Origin of the sequence: Bacillus capparidis (genome assembly GCF_017832095.1) — a bacterium.
In the GTDB taxonomy this organism is placed as follows: domain Bacteria; phylum Bacillota; class Bacilli; order Bacillales; family Bacillaceae; genus Bacillus; species Bacillus gobiensis.
Map to the genome: position 1 here is coordinate 67,416 of NZ_JAFDST010000007.1, position 25,624 is coordinate 93,039.

The window sequence follows — 25,624 nt, forward strand, 5'->3', positions numbered from 1 at the left end:
TGTGCAATAACAACCTGATTAGAATTTGCTGGTATGCACATCCCTCCTTACACGAGTTCTTCATACGGCGTCTCTTCTCTCAGCATAGATAGCAGTTTTTGTTTATATTGTAAAAATTCCGGAAGGAGCAAAGTTCGATCATTTCTCGGTCTTGGAATCGCAATCTCAATTTTGTCTTTTAAGCGGCCTGGCCTCGGGGAAAACACATAGATTTCATCCGATAGATAAATCGCTTCATCAATATCATGGGTCACGAATAGAATCGTTTTGTTGAAGTCTTTCCAAATTTCCATAAGCCACGATTGCATCATTAATCTCGTTTGGGCATCCAACGCTCCAAATGGTTCATCGAGCAATATCACGTCCTGATCGTAAAGCAGGGTTCGAAGCAGTGCAGCCCGCTGCCTCATACCTCCGGACAATTCTCTTGGGTAATGATGCTCGAACCCTTTTAATCCATAACGATTCAATAGCGGCAGTGCTTTTTCTTTCGCCTCTTTTTTTGGAACACCACGGATCTCCAGGCCAATCACAACATTGTTTAAGATGGTTCGCCATGGGAGCAGCAAATCCTTTTGCAGCATATAGCCGACATAGCCGCTTTTTCCTTGAATATCTATCCCATCAAGCAAAATCCTGCCTGATGAAGGCTTTAATAATCCGGCAATCATATTGAACAATGTTGACTTGCCGCAGCCGCTCGGTCCGATAATACTGACAAATTTTCCAGCAGGAATTTGCATCGTTGTATCCTGAAGAGCAATTAAGTTCTGCCCGTTTTTGCGAAAAACTTTGCTTAAATTTGCAATTTCCAACTTATGCATATGACCACTCCTTTTTTAAAATGTTATTTTTCTAAAAAAGTACTGAAAAAAACAACCGCCGGATTTAGATATGGAAGGGATACCCTTCTATATTCTATGATCCAACGGTTGTCCTGCTCTCATAAGGAATGAGATCATTTTACCAGATCGATATTCGTCCGACTTCTTTTCTAAATGAATGACCGTTCCTATAACATTCTTTAGCCGTCTTTGCTTGGCCAATATCACGATTTTGTTAACTTGAAAAATCAACTGATTTACTTTGTTATATTCCTTAATCATTGCCTACTTAAATTCACTTAACTTTAACGGCTGTTACAGAATGGTAATAATCTCTTCCACCTCCCCGAAATAAACGATAATTCTTCTGAATTTTCTGCTTAAAAATTATCACGTGCTGGCTGATCTGCCAAACAAACTGTTAGATCCCCTGTCATGCTTCCACAACAAATTATTAAAAATTTAGATAAAATTTTAATATCTCAAATATGTTTTAATTCTAATAGGAAATGGGTAGGAGTTAGTTATAACTATAAAGTTTGCGGACGAGATGCATATTCTCGTTCTTTTTATGACCACTTATTGTAGAAGGGAGTGTTTAGAATGTTAACGTGGAAATGCTTCACGTTTAGAATTGTTGAAGATTGCCATCAAATGCAAGAAAAAGATGGAAAAAACTTATCGCTATAACAGCGATTCACAATTGCTTTTTTAGGAAATAATTATCTTGAATGAAATGATAAAAGAATAACAATACTTAACTACAACACGCATAAAGGAAGGAAATAGATAGTATATGGATATCTTTTTGGCCATTCTGCCTGCCCTATTCTGGGGAACAATTGTAGTATTCAACGTTAAACTTGGCGGTGGACCCTATAGCCAAATTTTAGGGACAACGATCGGAGCATTGATTCTTTCCATCGTTATTTACATTTTTTCAATGCCGGATCTTACACCTTACATTTTTATAATTGGCTTAATTTCCGGTCTGTTTTGGGCTCTTGGACAAACGAACCAATTGAAGAGTATACAGATTATGGGCGTGTCGAAAGCTTATCCCATTTCAACGGGATTGCAATTAATTTCAACCTCCCTATTCGGGGTAATTGTTTTCGGTGAATGGGATACGACAAGATCAATTGTCCTAGGCGTAATTGCAATTTTACTTATAATAGCCGGAGCTGTTCTTACGTCGATTGAGAAAAAGAAAAATGGCGAAGATGACAGCAACGGAGACTTTAAAAAAGGTATGATATTTTTAATCATTTCCACAGTTGGTTATCTCGTGTACGTAATCATCATGCGGCTTGCTAACGTAAGCGGTTGGCAAGCATTAATGCCTCAAGGTGTAGGAATGGTAATCGGTGCGCTTATTCTTACCTTTAAGTACAAGCCGTATAATAAGTATACAATTAGAAATATTATTCCGGGCTTAATCTGGGCAGCAGGCAACTTGTTCTTATTTATTTCTCAACCTAGAGTCGGCGTAGCTACGAGCTTTTCACTTTCACAAATGGGCGTTGTTATCGCTACACTTGGAGGAATATTTATCCTGAAAGAAAAGAAAACAAAAATCCAGCTCATTTGCATTGCTATCGGAATTGTTCTAATTGTAACTGCAGGATTTTTACTTGGTATAGCAAAAACTTAAATACGTCTACATAGACTCTGGGATTTAGAAGTGATTTCGTACCTATGATCTATAAAAAACTCCTGTGCCAAATGCACAGGAGTTTTTCATTATTGACCTGCTACTTCAGGCTTTTCTGCTGTGACACCGAGCTGGCTTCTATCGTTAAAAAGCTTAGTGCCCGGCTTGACATCCCAGTTCGCAACACGCTTGTTTACCGCAGTTAATTCAGAACGGTACAGCGTTGGGAAGGCCGGAATTTCCTCCGTCATTAATTTCTGCCACTTTTCATAGACCTCTGACCGGTATTGTTCGTCAAAAGCTTTTTCAGATATACCCTCTGCTAATAATTGATCACTCTCTTCATTTGTCCAGCGCGTATAGTTAAATGCTGCTGCGCTTCCCCATAAGCCAGTCGGATCAACGTCACTGCCGACACCCCAAGCTCCTTGAAAAATGTCAATCGCTTTATCGTCAGCTTCCAACCGATCATAGAAGGAGTTAAATTCTAATAAGCGACCGTCAACCAACTTCACATTCAGGCCAACTTCTTTCCACTTTTGTATATAGTAATTTGCTAATGGTTCGGCGATGTCACCGCCGCTCATCGATGCGAAGTTAATGACAAGCTCATTTCCATTTTTGTCCTCCCGAAGCCCGTCACCGTTCGTATCTTTATATCCGTTCTCATCAAGGATTTTCTTTGACTGCTCTGGATCATATTCCAATCCTGGATTCGAATCATCATGAAAAGCGGGATGTGACGGCGGTATTACAGTTGTGCCGGCCCATCTCAATCCGTCATAGAATTGCTCGCCGACGTCTTGGTTATTAACTGCGTGAGCCATCGCTTTACGCAAGTTGACATCTGACATTTTCATATTTGGATCCATAACATTTTTGTTATCCTGCCACTTTCCTAACTTAAAGCCAATATACGTATAGGCTAAGTCAATCTTCCCAAGGAAATCCACATTTGATAATGCTTTGACGTTATCTTTATACTGATCTGTTGGATAAACAGCAATATCAACATCGCCATCCTGGAGAGATTTCGTAACAACGCTAGGATTGACAACCTTCAGAATTACTTCGTCAAGCTTAGGCTCACCGCGCCAGTAATCCTCGTTCTTTTTGTAAACAACTGACTCGCCTGGAACGATACTGTCTACTTTAAAAGGACCAAATCCGATTGGGTGTTCCCTTATTTCAGGAGATGATTCCATATCTGCAACCTTCATATCGCCAAAAATATGCTTAGGCAGTGGGTGCGTCCAAATTCCGCTAGCTAATAATGATGGGTTTGCCTCCACGAATGTTATTTGCAGCGTTTTGTCGTCAATGATTTTCAGCCCGGAAATGGAGTCTGCCTTCCCGCTGCGATAGTCTTCAAAACCTTGCACATTTGAAGCTTCAGCAAAACGGGTTCCAGGATAGTCTGGGTCTCCAAGGACTTCGAAGGCAAAAGCCCAATCCTCTGCGGTAACCGGTTTGCCGTCATGCCAATTGACGTTATCACGAATGGTAAACGTGAACGTTTTTTTGTCCTCAGATACTTCAAACGTTGCTGCTCCGTCTTGGGTATACATGTAATTTTCATCAGCATCCAATATTGATTCATCGAACCAGGAGATAACTTCATCATCATATGTTCCTTGATAGAAATTAAAGTTCAACGTCCCTTCAAACGGAGTATCTGACACAAGCCCGTACGTTAATGTACCGCCGTCTATGATTTCGCCATCCGCTTTTTTAGCACTTGCAAAATCGTCAATAGAGAGAAGATCATCCTTTTTCCCTTCTTTTTCAGCAGTGCTTCCTTCTTCATTATTACAAGCTGTTACCAAAAGCATGAATGCGGCAAGTAAGACGAGAAGCAGTTTAGACTGATAGAGCTTTTTCATTGTTTTCCTCCCTTTTATCCTCTTCTTTGTCTTGCGTCAGCTGCCCTTTTTAGAGCTTGTCCGACATTATTTATACACAGCATCAATACAAAAATAAGTATTGCTGCAGGTAACCATATCCACCATCTCATTTCCAATACTTGAGGGTTCCGTGCGTAACTGACCAGTGTACCGAGACTTGGCGTAGATTCTGGAAAACCAAATCCTAAAAAAGATAATCCAGATTCCAAGCCGATATTTCCTGCCAGGTTCAAGGTCATTGTCACAATGATCAGTGAACTCACATTAGGCATCACTTGTGAAAACATGATTTTTAGATGCGAGGTTCCAAGCGTCCGTGAAGCTTGAACATAATCAAGCTGTTTCTCCTGCAGAGCTTTTGAACGAATAATCCGAGCAATATTCATCCAAAGAAACGCCATCATGATCATAGAAAATGTGATAATATCGTAGCGTGGAACAATAGCTACGAAGACAATCACCAGCATCAAAAACGGCAGAATTTCAAAAAAATCAACAATTCTCATCAAAATATTATCTATCATACCGCCAAAGTACCCGGCAGATATTCCGACAATCACACCAATTACGCCGCTTAAAAGTGTGACAAGCAATCCTATTGATAAAGAATTTCTCGTTCCAATGATTAATTGGCCAAACACATCGCGGCCGCCATAATCTGTTCCCAGCCAGTATTCAGATGACGGAGCTTCATAGATTGCAAACAAATCAACAGTTACAATTTCATCCTGATCAAGAAACAAGGAAATCCCATATACCCCTAAAGAAATAAGCAGTAAAAAAATAAGGGAAATAAGAGCAATTTTGTCCTTCACGATTTCTCGCCAGAAGACTCTCCAGCTGGAATAGGACTTCTTCACCTTTTTACTTGCGTTTGTATGATGGGAAACTTCTCTATCAGGCAGTATTTTATTCTCCAATTTTTTAATCACCTCTGCTTTGTGGTCTATTTAATGCGGATTCGCGGGTCGACCACGCTCAGGATAATATCGGCTACTAAAGCTCCAATAATCGCTGTTACTCCGAATAGAAGAACAAGTGCAGTGACGGAGCTATAATCACGGGTTACTATCGATTGAAAAAACAGCTGGCCCATCCCCGGAAAACTAAATATGCTTTCAATAAATATCGTTCCACTCAATAATGTGGTAATTTCAAAACCGATGAGAGCGGCTAGCGGCAGCATGGAATTTCGGAAAATATGCTTGTTATAAATCCTTGATTCCGGAGCGCCCTTTGCACGAACCGTTCTTACAAAGTCTTTTTGTTTCGTATCAATGATCTCGCTTCTTAAATATTGCACAGTAGAAACTGTCCCGATTAAAGCAATGGATAATGCCGGCAAAAGCATATGATTGACCTTGCTTAAGAAATACTCAAATGATCCCGGTTCAAGCCCCGGTGTAACACTTCCCCCAGTAGGAAACCAGCCTAGCTGGAATCCAAAGACAAACAGCATGACCAGTCCGAATATAAAGAGCGGGGCAGCGTACCCTACATATGTATAACCGGTAATTAATCGATCCCCCCACGTATCACTCCATCGTCCGCTAATGATGCCGAGTGGAATGGCGATCACATAGATTAAGAAAATGGACAACACAGCTAGCCAAAATGTATTCCAAAATCTGCTTTCTATTAAATCAACGACCGGTACTTTTTGGGTAAACGATTTACCCAAATCCCCCTGCAAAGCATTGAAAATCCAATCTCTGTACTGAATGTACCAAGCGTTGTTCAAGCCGAGCTCTTCCCGTCTTTCTTCGATCACTTCTTGCGGGACATCTGGGTCGCCGATTAAGCCTGAAAGCGGATCCCCCGGCATGAATTGCGCCATGATAAACACGATAATACTTAACAGAAATATTTGTGGGATCATGATAATAAATCGCCGTACAATAAAATTCCACATATGAATCACCCCTTCTCAGGCAGCGCCGCTAAATGTGTATTTGATAGCGGTGATAAGTCATAAGCCAAGCCTTTTTCATTAAAGTATTTTGAATACGACTGCTCGTACTCTTCTTTAATTGCCTGGCGAAACATTTGCTGCTTTTCACGATTTCGCGGATCGATATCAGGAATTGCCGCGACGAGACGCTTCGTATAAATATGCTGCGGATTTTCAAATATATCTTTGCTCGTACCTTCTTCTACATAACGGCCTTTATACATAATTCCGATCCGGTCGCACATATGGCGGATAATCCCGAGATCATGGCTGATAAACAAATATGTAAGCTTTAATTCCTTCTGAATTTCCTGCATGAAATTCAAAACCTGCGCCTGGACAGAAACATCAAGGGCAGAAACTGGTTCATCTGCGATGATTAATTTAGGCTTCAAAGCGATTGCACGGGCAATTCCAATCCGCTGGCGCTGTCCTCCGGAAAATTCGTGAGGATACTTGTACATGTTTTCAGAGCTAAGTCCGACTTGCGCCAATAATTCCTGAACCTGGTATTCTTCCTCTTTTTTTGAGAGTTTTTCGAAATTACGCAGCGGCTCTGCCACTATATCTAACACTCGTTTTTTCGGGTTTAAGGAGGAGTAGGGATCTTGAAAAATCACTTGTATATCTCGACGTGCATCCAATCTTTTCTTCTTATCTGCAGTTAGGTTCGTGCCTTCAAACAAAATCTCGCCTGACGTAATCGTGTTTAATCCAATAATCGACCGTCCTGTAGTTGTTTTTCCAGACCCCGATTCACCTACAAGTCCGTATGTCTGACCTTGCTCAATGGAGAATGATACCCCATCAACCGCTTTCACATGGTCGACAATTCTCCTGAATAATCCGCCACGCATTGGGAAGTGAACCTTCAAATCTTCCACTTTAAGTAGTGCCATGGCCAATTCCCTCCTTTTCTTTATTTGGGAAGTAAAATCGCTCGTAGCATTTGCAGCGAACAAAATGACCTGGCTCAACTTCATGTAGCTCCGGACTTTCTTCATGTGCCCGTTCATCAATCCAAGGAATTCTCTCTTTAAAACGGCAGCCTTCCCGGGGAAGATTTTGTAAAGAGGGAACCACCCCTTGAATTACATGGAGTTTAGATTTTATTACATTGGCAGTAGGAACCGAATTCAGCAAGGATCTTGTATATGGATGTTTCGGGTTTTCAAAGATAGCGTGAACACCGGCTATTTCTACAATTTGCCCCGCATACATTACTGCGACACGATCGGCCATTTCTGCAACGACTCCTAAATCATGTGTAATGAGTATAATGCCTGCACCGATTTCTTTTTTCAGCTTTTTTAATAAATCAAGAATTTGCGACTGAATCGTCACGTCAAGAGCTGTCGTTGGCTCATCGGCGATCAATAATTCTGGATTGTTTGCAATCGCCATCGCAATAACTACTCTTTGCCGCATGCCGCCGGATAGCTCATAAGGGAATTGTTCATACACTCTCTGTGGTGAAGATATCCCTACTTGATTTAACAGCTCGATTACTTTTTCTTTTCTTGCTTTTTTAGATATTTGTTTATGAAGGAGAATTGTTTCCTCAATTTGGGCGCCAATCATCATAAGAGGGTTTAAGGCAGTTAACGGATCTTGAAAAATCATGCCAATCTCTGCGCCGCGAAGTTTATTTAATTTAGCGGGGGCCATATGGACAATATCCTGCCCTTTATAATTAATCTTCCCCTCAATTTTCGTTCGTTCTTTTCCATGCAGGCCCATGATCGAAAATGCGAGTGCGCTTTTTCCAGATCCGGATTCTCCGACAATCGCAAGAATTTCGTTCTTTTGAACATGCAATGAAACACCATCAACTGCTGCGTAATAATCATCTTCTATCCTGAAAGAGGTACTCAGATTTTGAATGTTTAATAGTGAATTTTCCATAAATACCCTCCTGTCAATTTAATAGGTTAGAAGATTAGTGAAACTCTAGATCAATAGATAGAAAGTAACGGAGATTTATTAGAATTCCTAGGTATGGTATATAACGAAGATATGTAAAGCGGCGTAAATTCTTTTAAATATTTTCAACTCATAAAATTTGATTATGGATCTCAATTTGCGCTTAAACAATTGAGCTTTAGAAGTTTAATCGTAATATGTGACCTTTTATTCCCATTAATCTTCAACTATTTCCAATAATTATATACAATAATAAAATATTTTGTATCTAATTTTCGGAAAAAAAGGAAAATTAGATAATTAGACATATGTATAGATAAGGGCTTGCCGATCACTTTAGGTCTTTTCTCCTCGGTGAAATGAGAACGTATTCTAATTATCTGTTTTGATTTCTTCATATAATTCCACAACAGCTTCTGCCATCTTCCGTATTTTTTCTTGCAGCTGTTTTGGTTTGTTTACTTTAATTTGGTCACCATAACCTAGTAAGTAGGCCGCCGCTTCCTCTTCTGTATCGAACGTAAAGGCTATCTTCTTCCACGCTGATATCGAAAGCTCTTCTACTTCGATAGATTGAATAAAACGGCCAGTAAATCTTAAACGTGGAATAATTGACGGTGCTGCTTCTGCTTCCACTTGATAGGAAGGCAATTTCTCAATAAATTCTTTTTTTGATTCTTCCCAGTAGTCAGCTAAATTAAATTCGATTGGGCGGATAAACGTTTCTTGCAGTGGAGTTGCGCTCATAATTCGGGATGCACGATAGGATCGTATGACACCTGATCTGGATGCGATAAGATACCAAACACTCCCCTTGGCAACGAGCCCAAGTGGATTAACATTCGATTCTTTTATTTCACCGTCTGGCTTGCGGTGTAAGATTTTCAATTGATTGTCATTCCAAATTGCTTCTTTCAATATTTCAAATGAATCAACTTTTTCTTTTTTATCCTTCCAGGTGCTGTTGTCAATGTAGATCCGCTCCCATACACTTTTGGCATACTCGCGATAGATAGAAGGAAGGGAAGCTATTAATTTATTTCTCGCTTCTTTTGAAGAATTAGCCAGCCCAAGATCATGAAGCAAATGAAGTGACGGACCAATAAATAAAGCGCCAATTTCAGTCTCCTTTAATCCTGTTAATTTCGTTTCATAATTGTCCAGTAATCGCCAGCCGCCTCGTTTCCCCCGGTCTGCGACTACTGGAATTCCTGATCTGCTAAGCGCTTCCATATCTCGGTGAATGGTTCGTTCTGAAACTTCTAGTTGCTCTGCTAATTCCTTTGTCGTTAAGCGACCTTTGTTCTGCAGATTTAAAATGATTGAAATCAACCGATCTCCTCTCATATCGCAGCTCCTTTATTCGTTGTTTTTATAAAGTTAATAAAATATGACAATAGATGTCAAGATTAACTCTTTATAATTGAACTAACTTTTGAGAAAGGATGAGAAGCCATGAATTCGTTAAAAGGTAAAATCGCCTTGGTCACCGGAGGAAGTCGCGGAGCAGGCAAAGCAATCGCGATAGAATTAGGAAAAGCCGGAGCAGTTGTTTATGTCACTGGCAGGAGCACAAAACGATCATCTCCGCATGATTTTCCTGGAACGATTGAGGATACTGCAGCCGAAATACAAGCTGCAGGCGGAAAGGGGATTGGAGTAGTTTGTGACCATACAAATGCGGCAAATGTTGAAGAATTGATAAAGCGGATTGATCAAGAACAAGGCAGGCTGGACATTCTTGTTAACAACGTGTGGGGCGGCAATGAGCTATCGATCGATGCTGCTCCTTTTTGGGAGCTGCCTTTAGAACATTGGGACAATATGTTTACGAGTGGAGTACGTGCTCAGCTCACTGCCAACTACTTTGCAATTCCTTTATTACGAAAAAATCGTAAGGGACTTATTGTTCACACCTCTTTTTGGGATCACGATAAGTATATTGGAAATTTCTATTATGATTTATCTAAAAACGCATTAAACCGGATGGCTTACGGATTATCAGTTGAATTAAAAAACGATAATATTGCGGTAGTTGCTGTATCTCCCGGATTTATGAGAACAGAGCTCGTATTGAAAAGTTTTCAAACCGATGAAGACCATTGGCAGAAAATAACGGAATTAGCGAGTTCTGAGACGCCACACTACGTCGGACGTGCAGTAGCGGCTCTTGCCGGAGACCCTCAGATCCTTTCAAAAACCGGGCAAATTCTGAGAGCCGGAGATTTAGCTAAGGAATATCAATTTACGGATATCGATGGCAGAGTGATACCTCCGTTTGAAATATAGGTGACATTGCTATTGAAGTTGAATAGCAGATGGATTGGAATTGGTTGAGTGCGGAGCCGGTGGACAAATGCTGCCTTATTCAGTGAATTAACCGGATATATTCCCGTCACAAAAGAAGCCGCTGAAACAGATCGCATTAAGAAGCTGTGGAATGACCAACCGGAGTATCGCGTGGCGTTTGACCAGCTGGAATATGCCTTCCCCCGACCGGGAATGAAAGGCTACGGAGAAATAAAAATAAAAATCGAGGATGAAATGAGAAAAGCTCTTGTTGACACAACTGTACCACCTGAACAGGCCGTCCAGTCAGCAGCGAAGGAAGTCCAAAAATTACTGGATGAAGGTCAGCAATAAAGAAATGAGGTTTATCAGAAATAGTTATTCTCTAGCCCTTAGATAATTAATATTTTATGTTCTATCGCCAATTCTCAAATAAGCAAGATGATGGTGTTGTATGTCTGCACCATCATCTTGCTTTCTCATATAGACAGCTTTGTGCGCTTCAATTACCAGCTTGATTTTTTCACGCCGGGGATTTGGCCTTTGTAGGCAAGCTCCCGGAAAGCGATCCTCGACATTTTGAATTTGCGGAGATATCCTCTTGGTCTGCCTGTTATTTCACAACGGTTCTTAAGCCTCGTTGGTGAAGAGTCTCTCGGCAATTTGCGGAGAGCTTCGTAATCGCCTTTTTCAATTAATTCTTTTCTAAGCTCTGCATATTTCGCAACCATTGCCTGTCTCTTTTTTTCTTTTACTATTTTTGATTTTTTCGCCAAAGTTATCCCTCCTTATAAAACAGAATTATTACGATTTAAGCTGTAAGCTATGACCTTTGCAGCTGCCACTTGAATGGATCTGTCATGGCTGACCAGTCTTGAGCCATTTCCATATCGGTCAATAAGCATTTATCAAGGTCTTCTATAATCTCTTCTTTCGGCAGGTCTACGCCGATAAATACAAGTTTCGTATGGCGATCTCCAAATTCAGCGTCCCAATCCTCTAAGATTTCCGGTTCTTCCTGGATAATCTGCTCTCTCTCCAGCTTCGGCAAAGAGGCAACCCAATAAGCAATCGGTTCAACCGTAACAGAAGTTCCTGCTTGTGACATCAATAAGCAAAGGTCGTTTCTGCTTGCGCACCAGGCAATTCCTTTTGCTCTGACCACATTATCAGGCATCGTCTGAATCCAATTGTAAAAGCGTTCTGTGTGAAACGGCAACCGGCTTTGATAAACAAAGGAGGAAATTCCGTACTCCTCTGTTTCAGGAGTATGCTGCTCAGGACCCATATTCAGTTCTTTCAGCCAGCCTGCTGAGCTGCTTGCTTTGTCAAAATCAAACAAGCGAGTATTTAATATTCTCTCCGGATCAACAACACCGTGTGATGTTCGGATGATTTCCGCTTCCGGCTGCAGCGTTCGCAATACCTTTTCCAGCTGGTTCAGCTTATCTTCTGAAACGAGATCACACTTGTTTAAAATCAGGATGTCACAGAACTCAATTTGGTCAATGAGAAGATCAGAAATTTCACGAAGATCGTTATCACCAACCGCCTCCTTGCGATCAAGCAGGCTATCGCCGGATTTATAATCAGCCCAAAAACGATTGGCATCGACCATTGTAACCATCGTGTCCAACCGGCAAAATTGAGTAAGGTCAATTCCCATTTCTTCATCGATATAAGAAAAGGTTTGAGCAACGGGAATCGGCTCGCTGATGCCGGTTGATTCAATCACGATGTAATCGAACCTTCCGTCTTTGGCGAGCTTTTCAACCTCAATCAGCAAATCCTCGCGAAGCGTACAGCAGATGCAGCCATTTGACATTTCAACGAGCTTTTCCTCCGTCCGCGACAGCTCTCCGCCCTGCTTGATGAGCTCTGCATCAATATTGATCTCACTCATATCGTTAACGATAACAGCTACTCTAAGCCCGTCACGGTTTTGCAGAACATGGTTTAACAACGTCGTTTTACCCGCACCGAGATATCCGCTTAACACGGTTACAGGAATCCTCTTGTTCATCGTCCCCACTCCTTATTTTGTTTCCCGGTGCAGTGTGTATCGTTTTAAACGTGGAGAATATTTTTTCAACTCCAAACGATCAGGGTTTGTTCGTTTATTTTTCGTCGTTATATAGTTACGGTCTCCGGTTTCTGTACAAGCTAATGTAATATTTACTCTCATGAATCATCTTCGCCCTTTCTTAATTCGTAATCATTACGATTTAAATGATATCGAGTTTGCTCTGCGAAGTCAAGTGCCTCCCCCATTTAATAATATTCCTTTTTTCAAATGCATACTTTGCACTGGACAACCATAGTCATTAAACAAGAATGATTCTGTTTTGCGGGAGGAAAAGAATGAAAAAATACTTTCGCGCATTTTTTCTTGAATTAACTGGAGTTAGCTTAGTGGTTCTTATCATTATCCTTCTTTTTACTGGGGACAGGTTTTTTACACCAGGAACAATTCCTCCTGTACTTCTAAATATAAATACGATCTTTTTAAGTATTCTGCTGGAGGCCATTCCTTTTATTTTGCTTGGCGCATTTGCTTCTTCTCTCATTCAGCTGTTTATTTCTGAAAAATTCTTACGAAAACTCCTACCGAAACATCCGATTGCGGCGCTTGTTCCTGCTGCTCTTGTTGGAGCTCTCATTCCTGTTTGCGAATGTGCCATTATACCTGTCGTCAGACGGTTAATTCAAAAAGGGATGCCCTTGCATTTGGGAGTCGTTATTTTGTCAACGGCACCTATTCTCAATCCAATTGTTGCAGCTTCAACCTATTTTGCTTTTCAATCTAATCACATCATTTTATATGGACGAATGGGAGTCGCGTTTGTTTGTGCAATTGTGATTGGCGCTGTTATCTATTTGATATTCCGATCAAGTGATCAATTAAAGCCGAGCAGCCACCATCACAGTCACGATCATTCTCATACTCATTCAGTAAGTTTCACAGGCGTACTCCGGCATGCGGGCGAAGAATTTTTTGATATGGGACGTTATTTAATTATCGGTTCGCTTATAGCCAGTTTATTTTCAACTCTTCTTGATCGAAGCGTATTAGAGTCAGTTGGAGGGCATTCATTTCTTGCACCAGCTGTCATGATGGCATTTGCTTACTTCCTTTCGCTCTGCTCGGAAGCCGATGCTTTTGTCGCTGCCACCTTTGGAACGACATTTACGTATGGTTCGATTATTGCTTTTTTAGTGTATGGTCCTATTCTTGATTTAAAAAATACAGTTATGATGTTCGCTTATTTTAAGACCCGGTTTGTCCTTGCGTTTCTTGTTGTCGTAACCGTCATTGTTTATGGAACCATTATTATTTTGCAGTGATTGGAGGGGTTTGGGTGACGCAATTTCATGAAAGTTTGCGCGGGATTATCCTTGTTGGTTTTGCCCTTTTGTTGATCAATCTGATTGTATCCGAAAAGCTCGCAAATTTTATTTCTCCTAAAATGCATATCTATGTTTATATTGCATTATTTATCTTTTTATTGCTTGGTTTTATTCTCATACTTAGCAGCAGTTCTGAAATGAATGCCCACCAATGCGGTTGCGCAGGCGATCACAGCGTTCCAAAAACAATTTTCGGCTCAATCTTTGTCTATAGTTTGTTTATTTTCCCACTGGTTACCGGCTTCCTGTTTTCCGATCATATATTAACAAATGATGCTGCCATCAAACGCGGACATAAATACGGGGAAGGGATATTCTCTAGCACCTCCAATGGAAATCCTCCATCAGATCCTAATCTTACAAGTCTTGAAGCCAAAAAAATAATTCTCTTGACGAATGAAAATTTCTTGCCTGTATTAGATCAGATTGAGAGAAACCTTCAGCATTTCGTCGGGAAAAAAGTTCAATTGGAAGGATTTGTATACCGGGAGCCTGATTTTACAAAGGATCAGATTGTTGTCGCTCGTTTTGGAGTCAGCTGCTGCACAGCAGACGCCGTCGTATTTGGGATGGCGGTAAATGGAGATTCTCTTTCATCACTTTCAAATGACACATGGATCAGAGTAAAAGGCACAATCGACGTATTACATTATAATGACAGTGAGCTTCCAGTGATCGTTGATCCGACGGTTGAAAAAATTGATACCCCGAGTCAACCTTATGTTTATGATACGTATGAACAAAATGAATAATTGTAAATAATAATTCCTTTGTATGCAGGGTTTTTTTGTCTAACGAAAATTCATACTTGCAACTTGATGTTCATATAGTATACAGTTTAAATCGTAATAATTACGTTTTGAAAGAAAGGAATGCCCGTAATGAAAAAGAAAATTGTAATCGTAGGCGCCGGTCCCGCTGGTATTGGGCTTGGTATCTTGCTAAAAAAATTAAAGATAAATGACTTTGTGATTTTAGAAAGAGATCAGGTTGGATCGACTTTTTTTAATTGGCCAAATGAAATGAAGCTGCTCACCCCCTCCTTCACAGGACACGGCTTCGGGGCTTTGGATTTGAACGCTATTACACCGGAAACCTCACCCGCATATACGTTTAAGAAGGAGCATTTGACCGGGCAGGAGTATGGAGAATACCTCTCCCTGCTTGCAGAGCATTTTGATTTGCCGGTTTATGAAAATGTGAATGTTGAACATGTAGAAAGAAAGAAATCATTTATTTTATACACTTCTGACGGAATGATAGAAGCAGACCAGCTTATATGGGCAGCAGGCGAATTCAACTTTCCAAATGCTCGGCCCTTTGAAGGAGCTGGATATGCAATTCACAGCAGTCAGGTTCAATCATGGGAAGCTTTTGAAAAGAATGAATATACCATTATTGGCGGCTATGAAAGCGGAATTGACGCGGCCTCGCATCTGATCAGCTCCGGAAACTCAGCCACCATTTTTTCACGTACAGAAGCATGGAAGCCGAATGAGGCAGATCCAAGTCTTTCCTTGTCTCCATATACGTATGAAAGGCTAAAAACCGCAATGGCTACAAAGAAGCTTCGGCTTATTGGCGGAAGTGAAGTTACAGGAATCACAAAAGAACAGTCAGGATATCAGCTTCTTTTAGCGGATGGAGCCACTTATTTCTCTAAAACAAAACCAATATTAGCAACCGGCTTTCTTTCCGGGGCAAAACAAATAGAATCTTTTTTCGAATGGAGAGAAGACGGGCTTCCGCATCTTACAGAAAATGACGAATCTACAATTGTATCTAATCTTTTTTTAATTGGACCGAGCGTACGCCAACAGGCAGTTATTTTTTGTTTTATTTATAAGTTCCGCCAGCGCTTTGCTGTTGTAGCAAAGGAAGTGATTACACGGTTAGGTCTCGACTGTGACGAAAAGGTTTTTGACACTTATCGCCGTAATCAAATGTTTTTAGATGATCTTTCTTGCTGCGGGGTGGAGTGTGAATGTTAGAAACTTCGGCGATAAGCGATGAACGTGTTGCTTTAATCGGCTTAGAATCCGCTGGGAAAACGACGCTTTTTTCACGTATGAGCATGAACAAGTCTGGTGATGAGACAAATGTGAAAGGATCCAGCTATTCGATCCGGATAAATCGTCTTGATCATATGTTAATCGTTGATACACCTGGTATAAGGATGTCTGAAAAAGATTCAAATGAAATCGCCTTAAAAGAAATCCGACAATCAGATAAAATCATTCTTGTAGCCAGAGGAACACATTTCCAAGACGAGATAAAGGCATTATTGCCATTAATTAAGGTGACAAATAAGCCGTTTATTGTCGTCGTCACCTATGCAGATAAAATGAGAGAAAACGATAAACAGCAGCTAAAGGAGCTGCTGTTAAAAGAAAAGCTGCCTTTATTTCTCTTAGATACAAGGTTGTTGAGAGAGGATCAGAGAAAGCTTTTGATGGAATTCGTAACAAGCCAAAAAGTATGGACAGAAAAACAATTAAACCATTTGGCTGAACTAAAGCTGGCAAATGTAGAGCCCCGTCAGCTGCTGTTTGACCGTCCTTTAACTGGTCCAATGCTTTCCATCTGTACATTGATCAGCATGTTTCTTTTTCCGGTGTGGATCGCTTATCAACTTTCTTCTGTACTGCAGCCCTTATTTGATCAGTATTTACTTTCTGAAGTATTGAAACTATTTGAGAATTCGCCGGCTTTGATCCAAACCATTATGATTGGTGATTATGGGCTGTTGACGCTCGGGATCTATTCGTTTATTTGGGCGTTCCCAGTCGTATTTTTAATGGGTGTAAGTACAGCGATTGCAGATGAGACTGGCATAAAAGATCGAATCATTGATTCGCTTGCGCCAATAACGAGAAGAATTGGCATTGACAGCCACGATCTTGTCCCGGTATTAAGCGGGTTTGGCTGTAATGTGGTCGCCGTTTATCAAAGCAGAAACTGCAGTGCTTGTACTCGGAAGCAATGTGTCTCAATGATCTCATTCGGCTCGGCCTGCAGCTATCAGATTGGCGCGACCCTGTCTATATTTAACTCTGCACACTCGACTTGGATGTTTTTTCCTTATATTTTGACGTTAACATTTGCCGGGATCATTCATAAACGAATTTGGTTTCACAATAAAGCTTTTGATACAGGGTCACGTCCAATACCTAGACGGACTTTTTTACAAAAGCCTACCTGGTTGGGAACGTTTTTCAGGCTAAAAAATGACGTAAAGCAATTTAGTTTACAAGCTATGCCTATTTTTATCTTCATCTGCTTCGTCGCTTCTTTCCTGCAAACCTTTCATGTGATCCAAGTATTTTCCATTATATTCCATCCGTTGCTTGCTCTTCTTCAGCTGCCCGCAGAAGCAGCTTCAGGCTTGGCATTTTCCATGATCCGAAAAGATGGGATCCTGCTCTTTAATCAGGGACAAGGTGACTTTTTAAGCCAGCTTTCCTGTTCACAGCTGTTTCTCTTGGTATTTCTATCTTCAACTTTGACAGCTTGTCTCGTTACGATGATGACCATAGCGAAGGAATTCGGACTAAAAAACGCAATTCAGTTTATTTATCGGCAAGTGATTACGTCTGTTTGCTTTGCAATGTGTTTTCTGCTAGTGTTTAAGTTATTTGAATGACGAAGAACGCAGCATACGGCTCCTATGCTGCGTTTTTTCTTCTACTCTTTTTTCAAATCTTGCAGCCTTTTCCGCTCCGCAACCAGTGCTTTAAACTCAAGATCTAATTCTTCCGTCGGACTTTCGCTAAGTCTGCTGATCACTTCGGAAAGCTTGGTTTCCACTTGAAGCAATTCATCTTTTACGAAATCCCTCGTTGACTCCCGGTTTCTTTCTAAAAAATCTCTGTAACCGCCGTCAAAAGCAGTAATAGACTGATTGGAAATTTCGATTATTCGGGTGGCAATGTTTTCAATAAATCTTCTGTCGTGGGATACAAATAAAATCGTTCCCTCATAGTCTGTAAGCAAGCTCTCTAATGCTTCCAAGGCTTCAATATCGAGAAAATTAGTCGGTTCGTCCATCACAAGAACGTTCATATCGCTTAAAAATACTTTAGCAAAAGCCACCTTCACTCTCTCGCCGCCGCTGAGCACACGAACCGGCTTAAATACATCTTCACGTAAAAAATGAAGTCTTGCCAATACAGTCCGAACCATGCTTTCCTCTTGAAATGAAGATTTCATTACGTTTTCTAAGATGGACTGCTCTTGCTCTAGGATATCAAGGTTCTGGCTGAAATAACCAAGCTTGACAGAAGGAGAAAGCGAAACCTCTTTTCGTTCATGCATCAGTTGCTTAAGCAGGGTTGTTTTTCCCGCCCCATTTTTGCCGATGATCGCTGCTTTTTCACCAGCTTTTATTTCGAAAGAAGCCGGTTTCCAAAGAATCCGTTTCCCAAATTGCATCGATAAATCAGTGGCACGCAGGATCGTTTTCCCTTTCATCTTCTCTTGATTCGGAATATCCATTTTGATCGCCGTTTGTTTTTTCGGCTTTTCTACCTCATCAAGCTTTTCTACACGCTTTTCCAGAGCCTTGATGTTCTGATGCATTTTTTTCTGCAGCTTAGCAAAATAAGGCTTTGCTTCCCGAGTTTCTGATGTACTCAGTTTTTTTGGGGAAGGATTTGTCACTTTTGCTGCTTTTCGTTCCTTTAGCTGTATCGCTTTCTCCAGCTGCTCTTTCTTTTCCATGTAGGCTTCGTATTTTTCTTGGTGCTGCTTCCTCAACAGCTCTTTCTGTTTAATGTAGCTTGAATAGTTTCCTTTGTATTCGTTAATGCTTCCTTCATCAATTTCCCAGATTTTCGTGCAGAGCTGATCTAAAAAATATCGATCGTGGGAAACGAGAACTATGGCTCCCCGGTATTTTTTCAGCCGGTTTTCAAGCTCTTCCATCCAGTTAGTATCAAGATGAGTCGTCGGTTCATCTGCAAATAGAATGTCAGCTTTTTGCATTAATGCTTTATCAATATATTCCTTCGTCACTTCGCCACCGCTTTTTTTCGATTTCGCTTCCTTTAACTGCGGCAAAAGATAACGGGTTGAATGTGTCATGATTGTGCCTTCATCTGCTTCTCCGTTTCCTGACAAAATCGTTAACAAAGTCGTTTTTCCGCTGCCGTTTTTGCCTACCAGTCCGATCCGGTCGCTTTCTTCAATTTTCAGCTGCTCCGCCTTAAACAGCATTCGGTCTCTCACGTATTTTTCAATATAATTTGCTTCTAATATCGTCAAACGGTCTCCTCCTCCAGTTTATTGATCTGGTCGGAGGCTTTTTATGCGCTAAAAAGCCCCCCATCCGTTCCGAATAGGAGGCTATGTAAGCTGCAGCAAATAAAGGTGCATGTGAATTCGCTGCAATAGTACATGGCTAATCCTATTCAGAAAAAGCCGTTACCAGCCTCTGGTTTTCTGAATAGGAAAAGACATACCGATTAAAGGATGTAAAAAGTACAGACTAATCCTATTCTGGGAAAACGATTCGAGAGCGATAACGAATGTTTTTCTTGGAAATAGGATTAAAACTTCATGTACTTAGCTCACCCTTTCATTTTTTCTTACTATTAGTTTATGATGGGGGATGCAGAAGTGTCAAGTTGAGTTTGTCAGAAATATACTCATTGGTTGTTGGTGAAGATTGAAATTCATGTGTGATCTTGGGCGATTTTTCTGATATTCGCGCGGTACTATTTCTAAACAACCTTTTAGCTGGGCTCAATTTTCAAAAGGTACAGATGGAATTGTGATAGTTGAATATAAAATGAAAGTCTTGAAAGATGCAGAGATGAAACTGGGAAATCAAAGGTATAAAGAAGATTTATTTATGATTTTGGGAGTATTTCATTCGTATTTTTATGTCCAGCGTTAATTTTTATTGCGGCGTAATTTTAACCCTGTACTAAAAACCACACTAAAAACTAGAGAATAGATAATACTTCTGAAAAAATCATCACCATTAAGGCTCCCATCTACAATATAACAGAATAGCATTGACATTATGAAAATACTTACTAGTAAAACTATTCCTATTTTTATATAACGATTCATCTGCATGTCCTTTCTAATTAAGGTGATGAGTTCCTGAAACCCGGAAGGCTTGTAAATACAGAGTTTTACTACCTCCCTATTGTTTCAATTCGCTTCTCTATTCAAACTCAATGCTTCCCTAAACAACCGATCTAACGGCGCGGCCGGAAGCCTTTCATTCTTTGGCCAATCCTTTAGAAAGGCTTCGACTTTAGGAAGTGTCTGCTCAATGAATTCGTGAATGATTTCTACTCTAGGCTCTGTTCCCAGCTCTTCTCCTCGTGTTTTCCGTTCCAATAATTTTTCAACCTGTTCGTTTAGTTCACCTGAAGGAAGCATCGCATGAGCCAGTTCTTGAAACCGCATCGGCGGCATCGACTGGTTTTGCTGAATCCAGAGGCAGGCAAGCAACGGCCGCAGCACATAAAAATATTTCTTAATACGGACCTTGTCTCCCTGAAGATAGCCGCGATTATTGTTTCTTGCCATATTTAAATAATGGTGTGCGCAAGAAAGAGGGGAGAAATAATCGTTCGTGAGCTCCTGCATGCTTTTCAAAAACCAATCATTTTGCTTGTAGACAATATCCGATTTCAGCCATTCCATTAACGGCGGATTAGATTTTCGAAACAAGTTCAATGCTTTCCGCAAGTCCCAACCATTGATATCAAGCAGTTCATCAATCGGCAGTTCGATGACGTCACGTTTATCCTCAATGGAGAGATACCAATCAGGCTTATGAATATAAATAAAACGTACATCATAATCGCTATCCTTCGAAGGGAACCCCCATGCCCGGCTGCCCGATTCACACGCATAAAGGATTTGTACTTGGTGTTTTTTTTCTATTGCTTGTAATTCTGCTGATATTTTTTTCTTCAAAGTGTGACCCCTCTATTCACTAATCGTTGATATAATTTAAAAATGCACCCATTGTACAAGCTGTGCAAATACTTTCCTCTACAACTCATGTAATTGTAAAAATAAATCTCATATTCATCTATCTAAACATCCAATACATCGTTCTATCAGTTGTCTCTGTCGGACGTTAATACTTGAAATAAAGTATCTAAAAGCTGTTTCGTAAATCTTGTTTTCGCTTCACTTGACAATTCTTCACCTAAGAACCTTCTTTGGAACGAATATTGAAAGCAGCTGCCTAACAACATATCAGCTGCCGCTCTTGGATCCACGTGTTCACTTAATCTTCCCAATTGTTGTTCTCCTCGCAGATAAGCTTCCACAGCTTCATTTGCTCTATGAGGTCCTTCATTTCGTTCAGTGAAGCCTTCCCTATGCCGGCTTAATAGACCAGGTTCAGAAAAGACTGCTGCCATTAGAGGGGTTGAATAGTAATAATCTTCAACTGCTGCGTTTGCTACTTCATCTAAATGACTCCTGACTGTTCCATTTCCAATTCGATCACGAAGCGATTTTAATATCCCCATAAAATTTCGCAATTGGCCTCTTAACACATGTAGAAATACATCCTCTTTACTTTCAAAATTATTATATAATGAGCCTTCAGAGCATCCAGCCGTCCTGGCAATCTCTTTTGTCGTAGTATAAGCAAGCCCTTTTTCTTGAATGACCTGTTCAGCTGCCTTAATAATTCTTTCACGCAGTTCCAATATAATCCCTCTCAATCCTTGACAAGAAAAAATTCATAATTTATAATCTCATTATGAGTGTGCGCTCACTCATTGTCAAGTCAACGATTGAAGAGAAAATTTTTTGTGGGCTTTTGAGTGTGCGCTCACTCAATAGAAAAGAGTTCTATTTACTATCGGTAGCTACTACTTTAGGAAAGGAGATTGAACTTTGTATTGCTGTGAGTGAATACACACTCATTTGTCAAACTTACTCATTTTTTAAAGGAGGATCGATTTTGAAACCTCAAGATTATGAAAATCACACGAGAATAGTACCTTCGTTCCACTATTTCCTTGTCCCCCTTTGCTTTAGTAGTTTACTAGCCGGAATTGTATTTACGATCCTCTCAGTCTTGAACGGAGGAGCCATCGGAACTGATATTTTGATCACTGCACTCGCTTTAATCGTGACAATAACCGTTTTTTTCCTAAGATCTTTTGTTTGCAAACTTCAAGATAGGATCATTCGAGCTGAAGAAAATTTACGATCATTCGTACTGACTGGAAAAATGCTCGATAATCGCTTAACAATGGAGCAAATTATCGCCTTGCGTTTTGCAGGTGATGAGGAGTTTCCTAAACTATGCGAGGAGACTGTGAAGGAAAACTTGGCACCTGATGTTATTAAACAGTTCATTAAAAATTGGAAAGCTGATCATTATCGAGTTTAACAACGATACGGAGGAATAATGATGAAAACTCTAATTGAGCAATTTTCAGAAAACGGAAGGACAATTGAAGCACTAAAGTGTCATATTCAGGAATTAATTGACTCTTCATGGCAGCAGGTTTGGGATCAAAACGAAAACGAACTTCAATCCCATTTTGAAAAAGGCGGTGATACAGCTTACGGATTGTATTTTTCAAAATTATTTCATCCAATAGCTAAGCAGCTTACAGAAGCAGGATTAGACTCCAATCCATTTCTGCCGGGAAGCTTTCCTCAATCTGTCGAGAGATGGGGAGCGTTAGAAGATCGCGAAAGACGATTCTGGAGTGTCATCTCGCAAATGAATGGCAACGCATTAGGAACCATAGTAACACGAATTTTTCATGATCATACCCGTTTACGTATTCCTAGACCTCCCCAATTATTAACTTTAAAAGAAACCAATACCGAAAGAATTAAAGAGCTCATCCTTTCAGAAAATTTGCAACATCAAGTTGCGAATTCTGAGAATCAAAAGCCATGAACAAACAGAAAATCGTGAAGTTTTCCCGAATTAGTTTCATTATGTTTACTTGGATTTTTTTGATTTGTATTACCCTCCAGGTTTTCTTTGCGGGTCTCGCATTTTTCATGAATCCGATAAATTGGAGTTATCATGAAAGCTTTGCTAGATATTTCTTTATTCTGCCGCTAGTAATGGCAGCATTGTGCTTTTCTGCTCAATTACCCAGAAGAATACTTTAGAGATGTGTTGGGTTGTTCGGAATAGTTATCGTGTTATTCTTTACAGCTGCGATCTCACCTCGGATCGAAATTATAGGTGCACTTCATCCAGTTATCGCTCTCTTCTTATTTTGGAGCTGCATGAAGATTTTTCAACTTTTTCATTCAACCAATATTTAAGACCTTGCCGCGAATTTAGGATAGTTAGGCATGGACTAATACTAACTATCCTATTAATTATTTGTAAGTTTAACTCCAGCAAGCTCGTTTTTTACCCCCACTACCTGCTATTTATCATCCTTCGTTATAAAAAAATCATCAAATGTGCGAAATGGTTTAATTTCATATTTTCCTTTTGACTGATTTAGAGCTAAAATACAAGCAAACAACTCAACAGCACATAATAGAATCAGAACAAAAAAACCCAATTGTTCCTTCTCCTTTCATAAAAAACGTGATGTGTACCGGTACGAAACCATCGTAATTGATGAAACGCGTTTCAGAGCAAGGAAAAATTGAAAGAGGGAAAATTTCATGGCTAATATTCGCAAAATCGCAGAGCTTGCCGGTGTTTCGATCAGCACGGTTTCAAGAGTCCTTAATGATCATCCATATGTAAAGGAAGAAAAGAGAAAAAAAGTGCTCAATGCAATGGAACAGCTGGAGTATACAAGAAATATTCATGCCGTACATTTGTCGAAAGGCTATTCGAATATGATCGGAGTCGTACTTCCGACGATTAATATCCCTTATTTCGCTGGACTGCTCGAAGGGATCGCAGAAGAAGCTGAAACGTCCGGCATACATCTTGCCCTTTATCAAACCAATTACCTTTTAGAAAAAGAAAGGTACAGCTTAGAACAATTAAAACAACGCCAGATCGACGGATTGATCATTTGCTCAAAAGCGATGCCTGATCACGAGCTTATGGAATGGAAGGAAACAGGACCAATCGTTTTGTGCCAGTCCTCTCAAGATCCGAATTTTTCTTCCATCAGCATTCCGCATCATACCGCATTTCGTCACGGCTTAGATTATTTAATAAGCAAGGGCCACAGAAAAATTGGGATTGCTCTTGCCAGGAAAAAAGGGATAAACAGTCACTACCGCATCAAGGCTTATCAAGATGCCTTAAAGGATATTGGCGAGCCCTATAAAGAGGAATGGGTGATGGACAACCTACTTACAATGTCAGATGGAGAAACATTGTTTCACAAATGGGTTATGTTGAAAGAAAAACCGACAGCCATGTTCGTAGCAAATGACCAAGTATCAGCAGGAATGCTTCTTGAAGCACAGAAGCACTCAGTAACCATTCCTGATGACTTGGCAATATTAAGCTGCGATAATCAAGAAATCAGCCGAATCCTTGGTATCTCAACGATTGAAATTCAGACGAAAGAAATGGGTAAACGTTCCTTTACCCTCATGAAAAAACAGCTAAAAGGAGACTCACCTGAACATTTCGTCCTTCCTTACCGCCTAATTGAAAGATTAACGGTTTAGTAAAAATGATCTATCCTTTTTATTCGAATTATGGTAGATTGAATGACAAAGGAGCTGAGGCTCATGAGTATACCCTTTACCGTTGAAAAGGTACTTAACAATAATGTTTTAATTGGGAACCATGAAGAACACGGTGAGGTTGTCCTGATCGGCAAAGGGATCGGCTTTGGGAAAAAACGCCTGGATCCGATCGATTACGGCACTTACGAAAAATTATTCGTGTTAAAAAATAATAATGAACAAAAGCAATTTAAGAAGCTGCTTACGTATGTCGATGAAAAAACAATTGATCTCGCAAACGACGTTATCTATCAGATTGCCAATAAAAGCGGCCATTCTTTAAATGAGCATATACACATAGCTTTAACCGATCATATTGCGTTTGCTATTAAGCGTTTTCAAGAGGGATTCGATATGAAAAACCCGTTTTTATTAGAAACGGAATCCTTGTATCCGAAAGAATATGTACTGGCAAAAGAAGCCGTTGAGATGATCAATGAGCGAGCAGGTATTGAGCTTCCTGAAGGCGAAATCGGCTTTATTGCTTTGCATATTCACAGCGCTCTTACCGATCGACCCTTAAGCGAGGTCAACCAGCACTCGCAGCTTATAGGAAAAATGGTCCAAGTGATTGAGGACTCGTTTCAAATGAAAGTCAACCGTGAAAGCGTCAATTATTTAAGGATGATCCGCCACATTCGGTTTACGATCGACCGGATCAAACGCGAAGAACCGATTGAAGAACCAGAAAAATTAATGTTGCTATTGAAAAATGAATATCCTTTATGCTACAATACTGCTTGGAAATTAATAAAAATCTTGCAGCAATCTTTGAAAAAACATGTCCATGAGGCTGAAGCCGTTTACTTAACATTGCATTTATACCGTTTAACAAATAAAATTTCATAATACGTTTCTTATAACACGTGTTACTGATTCGATCAGGCATGAGTGATTAGTATAGGAACATGGAAAAGCTTCTGCGCTTTTTGTGTGCCCTTTTTATCACCATGCCTTTTTGTCTTGATAAAATGTAAACGGTTTAAAAAAGAAACTTAGACTCTAT

At 40.2% G+C, this 25,624-nt stretch carries 25 protein-coding genes; 12 read left to right on the top strand and 13 right to left on the bottom strand.

Going from position 1 to position 25,624, the window contains the following annotated elements; translation table 11 throughout:
• Positions 1 to 47 precede the first annotated feature (47 nt).
• The gene (locus JOC74_RS20880) at positions 48 to 824 is read right to left on the bottom strand and encodes an ABC transporter ATP-binding protein (RefSeq protein WP_053602084.1); all 777 of its coding nucleotides are present in this window, start codon (positions 822 to 824) and stop codon (positions 48 to 50) included.
• A 796-nt stretch (positions 825 to 1,620) separates the two neighbouring features.
• Here JOC74_RS20880 and JOC74_RS20885 point away from each other — a divergent pair.
• Entirely contained in the window at positions 1,621 to 2,478 is an 858-nt protein-coding gene (locus tag JOC74_RS20885; RefSeq protein WP_053602082.1) for a GRP family sugar transporter, read from the top strand.
• Positions 2,479 to 2,567: 89 nt separating this feature from the next.
• Here the strand turns inward: JOC74_RS20885 and opp4A are convergent, their stop codons facing one another.
• The 6 genes from opp4A to JOC74_RS20915 all read right to left on the bottom strand — a co-directional run bounded on the left by opp4A (position 2,568) and on the right by JOC74_RS20915 (position 9,603).
• Complete coding sequence (gene opp4A / locus JOC74_RS20890) at positions 2,568 to 4,361, bottom strand: oligopeptide ABC transporter substrate-binding protein (RefSeq protein ID WP_053602081.1); 1,794 nt, start codon at positions 4,359 to 4,361, stop codon at positions 2,568 to 2,570.
• A gap of 14 nt (positions 4,362 to 4,375) precedes the next feature.
• Positions 4,376 to 5,242, bottom strand: coding sequence for an ABC transporter permease (locus JOC74_RS20895; RefSeq protein ID WP_225970363.1), 867 nt, complete (start codon positions 5,240 to 5,242; stop codon positions 4,376 to 4,378).
• An 86-nt stretch (positions 5,243 to 5,328) separates the two neighbouring features.
• Positions 5,329 to 6,294, bottom strand: a complete 966-nt coding sequence (opp4B, locus tag JOC74_RS20900; RefSeq protein ID WP_053602080.1) for an oligopeptide ABC transporter permease — start codon at positions 6,292 to 6,294, stop codon at positions 5,329 to 5,331.
• A gap of 5 nt (positions 6,295 to 6,299) precedes the next feature.
• Complete coding sequence (locus tag JOC74_RS20905) at positions 6,300 to 7,232, bottom strand: ABC transporter ATP-binding protein (protein WP_053602079.1); 933 nt, start codon at positions 7,230 to 7,232, stop codon at positions 6,300 to 6,302.
• Entirely contained in the window at positions 7,219 to 8,238 is a 1,020-nt protein-coding gene (locus JOC74_RS20910; protein ID WP_053602078.1) for an ABC transporter ATP-binding protein, read from the bottom strand. The genes JOC74_RS20905 and JOC74_RS20910 overlap by 14 nt, the downstream gene beginning before the upstream one ends.
• Before the next feature lie 390 nt (positions 8,239 to 8,628).
• Positions 8,629 to 9,603 carry a helix-turn-helix transcriptional regulator gene (locus JOC74_RS20915; RefSeq protein WP_053602077.1) on the bottom strand — a complete coding sequence of 325 codons (975 nt, stop codon included), beginning with the start codon at positions 9,601 to 9,603 and terminating at the stop codon, positions 8,629 to 8,631.
• A 108-nt stretch (positions 9,604 to 9,711) separates the two neighbouring features.
• Here JOC74_RS20915 and JOC74_RS20920 point away from each other — a divergent pair, with 108 nt between their 5' ends.
• Entirely contained in the window at positions 9,712 to 10,545 is an 834-nt protein-coding gene (locus JOC74_RS20920; RefSeq protein ID WP_053602076.1) for an SDR family NAD(P)-dependent oxidoreductase, read from the top strand.
• A gap of 48 nt (positions 10,546 to 10,593) precedes the next feature.
• Positions 10,594 to 10,899, top strand: coding sequence for a type 2 periplasmic-binding domain-containing protein (locus tag JOC74_RS20925; RefSeq protein ID WP_053602075.1), 306 nt, complete (start codon positions 10,594 to 10,596; stop codon positions 10,897 to 10,899).
• A gap of 152 nt (positions 10,900 to 11,051) precedes the next feature.
• Here the strand turns inward: JOC74_RS20925 and rpsN are convergent, their stop codons facing one another.
• Genes rpsN through rpmG form a run of 3 tightly spaced genes read right to left on the bottom strand, consistent with a single transcriptional unit; the run spans position 11,052 to position 12,730 of the window.
• Positions 11,052 to 11,321, bottom strand: a complete 270-nt coding sequence (gene rpsN, locus JOC74_RS20930; RefSeq protein ID WP_053602074.1) for a 30S ribosomal protein S14 — start codon at positions 11,319 to 11,321, stop codon at positions 11,052 to 11,054.
• 47 nt (positions 11,322 to 11,368) lie between these two features.
• On the bottom strand, positions 11,369 to 12,568 hold the full coding sequence (locus JOC74_RS20935; RefSeq protein WP_053602073.1) for a GTP-binding protein: 1,200 nt from the start codon (positions 12,566 to 12,568) through the stop codon (positions 11,369 to 11,371).
• A gap of 12 nt (positions 12,569 to 12,580) precedes the next feature.
• Complete coding sequence (rpmG, locus tag JOC74_RS20940; protein ID WP_082363634.1) at positions 12,581 to 12,730, bottom strand: 50S ribosomal protein L33; 150 nt, start codon at positions 12,728 to 12,730, stop codon at positions 12,581 to 12,583.
• A 176-nt stretch (positions 12,731 to 12,906) separates the two neighbouring features.
• Here rpmG and JOC74_RS20945 point away from each other — a divergent pair, with 176 nt between their 5' ends.
• The 4 genes from JOC74_RS20945 (at position 12,907) to JOC74_RS20960 (ending at position 17,596) form a co-directional block, all read left to right on the top strand.
• Complete coding sequence (locus JOC74_RS20945) at positions 12,907 to 13,890, top strand: permease (protein ID WP_053602072.1); 984 nt, start codon at positions 12,907 to 12,909, stop codon at positions 13,888 to 13,890.
• A gap of 14 nt (positions 13,891 to 13,904) precedes the next feature.
• Positions 13,905 to 14,705, top strand: a complete 801-nt coding sequence (locus JOC74_RS20950) for a TIGR03943 family putative permease subunit (RefSeq protein ID WP_053602071.1) — start codon at positions 13,905 to 13,907, stop codon at positions 14,703 to 14,705.
• 129 nt (positions 14,706 to 14,834) lie between these two features.
• The gene (locus JOC74_RS20955; protein ID WP_053602070.1) at positions 14,835 to 15,944 is read left to right on the top strand and encodes an NAD(P)/FAD-dependent oxidoreductase; all 1,110 of its coding nucleotides are present in this window, start codon (positions 14,835 to 14,837) and stop codon (positions 15,942 to 15,944) included.
• Positions 15,938 to 17,596 carry a nucleoside recognition domain-containing protein gene (locus JOC74_RS20960; RefSeq protein WP_082363632.1) on the top strand — a complete coding sequence of 553 codons (1,659 nt, stop codon included), beginning with the start codon at positions 15,938 to 15,940 and terminating at the stop codon, positions 17,594 to 17,596. Before JOC74_RS20955 ends, JOC74_RS20960 begins: the two co-directional genes overlap by 7 nt.
• A 41-nt stretch (positions 17,597 to 17,637) precedes the next feature.
• Here JOC74_RS20960 and JOC74_RS20965 read toward each other — a convergent pair whose 3' ends face one another.
• The 3 genes from JOC74_RS20965 to JOC74_RS20975 form a co-directional block, all read right to left on the bottom strand.
• Positions 17,638 to 19,215 carry a Vga family ABC-F type ribosomal protection protein gene (locus tag JOC74_RS20965; protein WP_053602069.1) on the bottom strand — a complete coding sequence of 526 codons (1,578 nt, stop codon included), beginning with the start codon at positions 19,213 to 19,215 and terminating at the stop codon, positions 17,638 to 17,640.
• Positions 19,216 to 20,112: 897 nt separating this feature from the next.
• Positions 20,113 to 20,889 carry a nucleotidyltransferase domain-containing protein gene (locus JOC74_RS20970; RefSeq protein WP_053602068.1) on the bottom strand — a complete coding sequence of 259 codons (777 nt, stop codon included), beginning with the start codon at positions 20,887 to 20,889 and terminating at the stop codon, positions 20,113 to 20,115.
• A 146-nt stretch (positions 20,890 to 21,035) separates the two neighbouring features.
• The gene (locus tag JOC74_RS20975; RefSeq protein WP_053602067.1) at positions 21,036 to 21,638 is read right to left on the bottom strand and encodes a TetR/AcrR family transcriptional regulator; all 603 of its coding nucleotides are present in this window, start codon (positions 21,636 to 21,638) and stop codon (positions 21,036 to 21,038) included.
• A 257-nt stretch (positions 21,639 to 21,895) separates the two neighbouring features.
• On the opposite strand from JOC74_RS20975, the gene JOC74_RS20980 reads away from it, so the two are divergent.
• The 5 genes from JOC74_RS20980 to glcT all read left to right on the top strand — a co-directional run bounded on the left by JOC74_RS20980 (position 21,896) and on the right by glcT (position 25,467).
• Positions 21,896 to 22,330, top strand: a complete 435-nt coding sequence (locus JOC74_RS20980) for a DUF6526 family protein (protein ID WP_053602066.1) — start codon at positions 21,896 to 21,898, stop codon at positions 22,328 to 22,330.
• 21 nt (positions 22,331 to 22,351) lie between these two features.
• A complete protein-coding gene (locus JOC74_RS20985; protein WP_053602065.1) occupies positions 22,352 to 22,852 on the top strand; it encodes a DUF6022 family protein in 501 nt (166 codons plus the stop codon).
• Positions 22,853 to 22,893: 41 nt separating this feature from the next.
• Positions 22,894 to 23,073: a DUF6220 domain-containing protein gene (locus JOC74_RS24385; RefSeq protein WP_225970361.1), complete on the top strand. Its 180-nt coding sequence runs from the start codon at positions 22,894 to 22,896 to the stop codon at positions 23,071 to 23,073.
• Between the two features lie 513 nt (positions 23,074 to 23,586).
• Entirely contained in the window at positions 23,587 to 24,558 is a 972-nt protein-coding gene (locus JOC74_RS20990; RefSeq protein WP_053602064.1) for a LacI family DNA-binding transcriptional regulator, read from the top strand.
• Between the two features lie 63 nt (positions 24,559 to 24,621).
• A complete protein-coding gene (gene glcT, locus JOC74_RS20995) occupies positions 24,622 to 25,467 on the top strand; it encodes a glucose PTS transporter transcription antiterminator GlcT (protein ID WP_512699299.1) in 846 nt (281 codons plus the stop codon).
• The last annotated feature ends 157 nt before the right edge of the window (positions 25,468 to 25,624 follow it).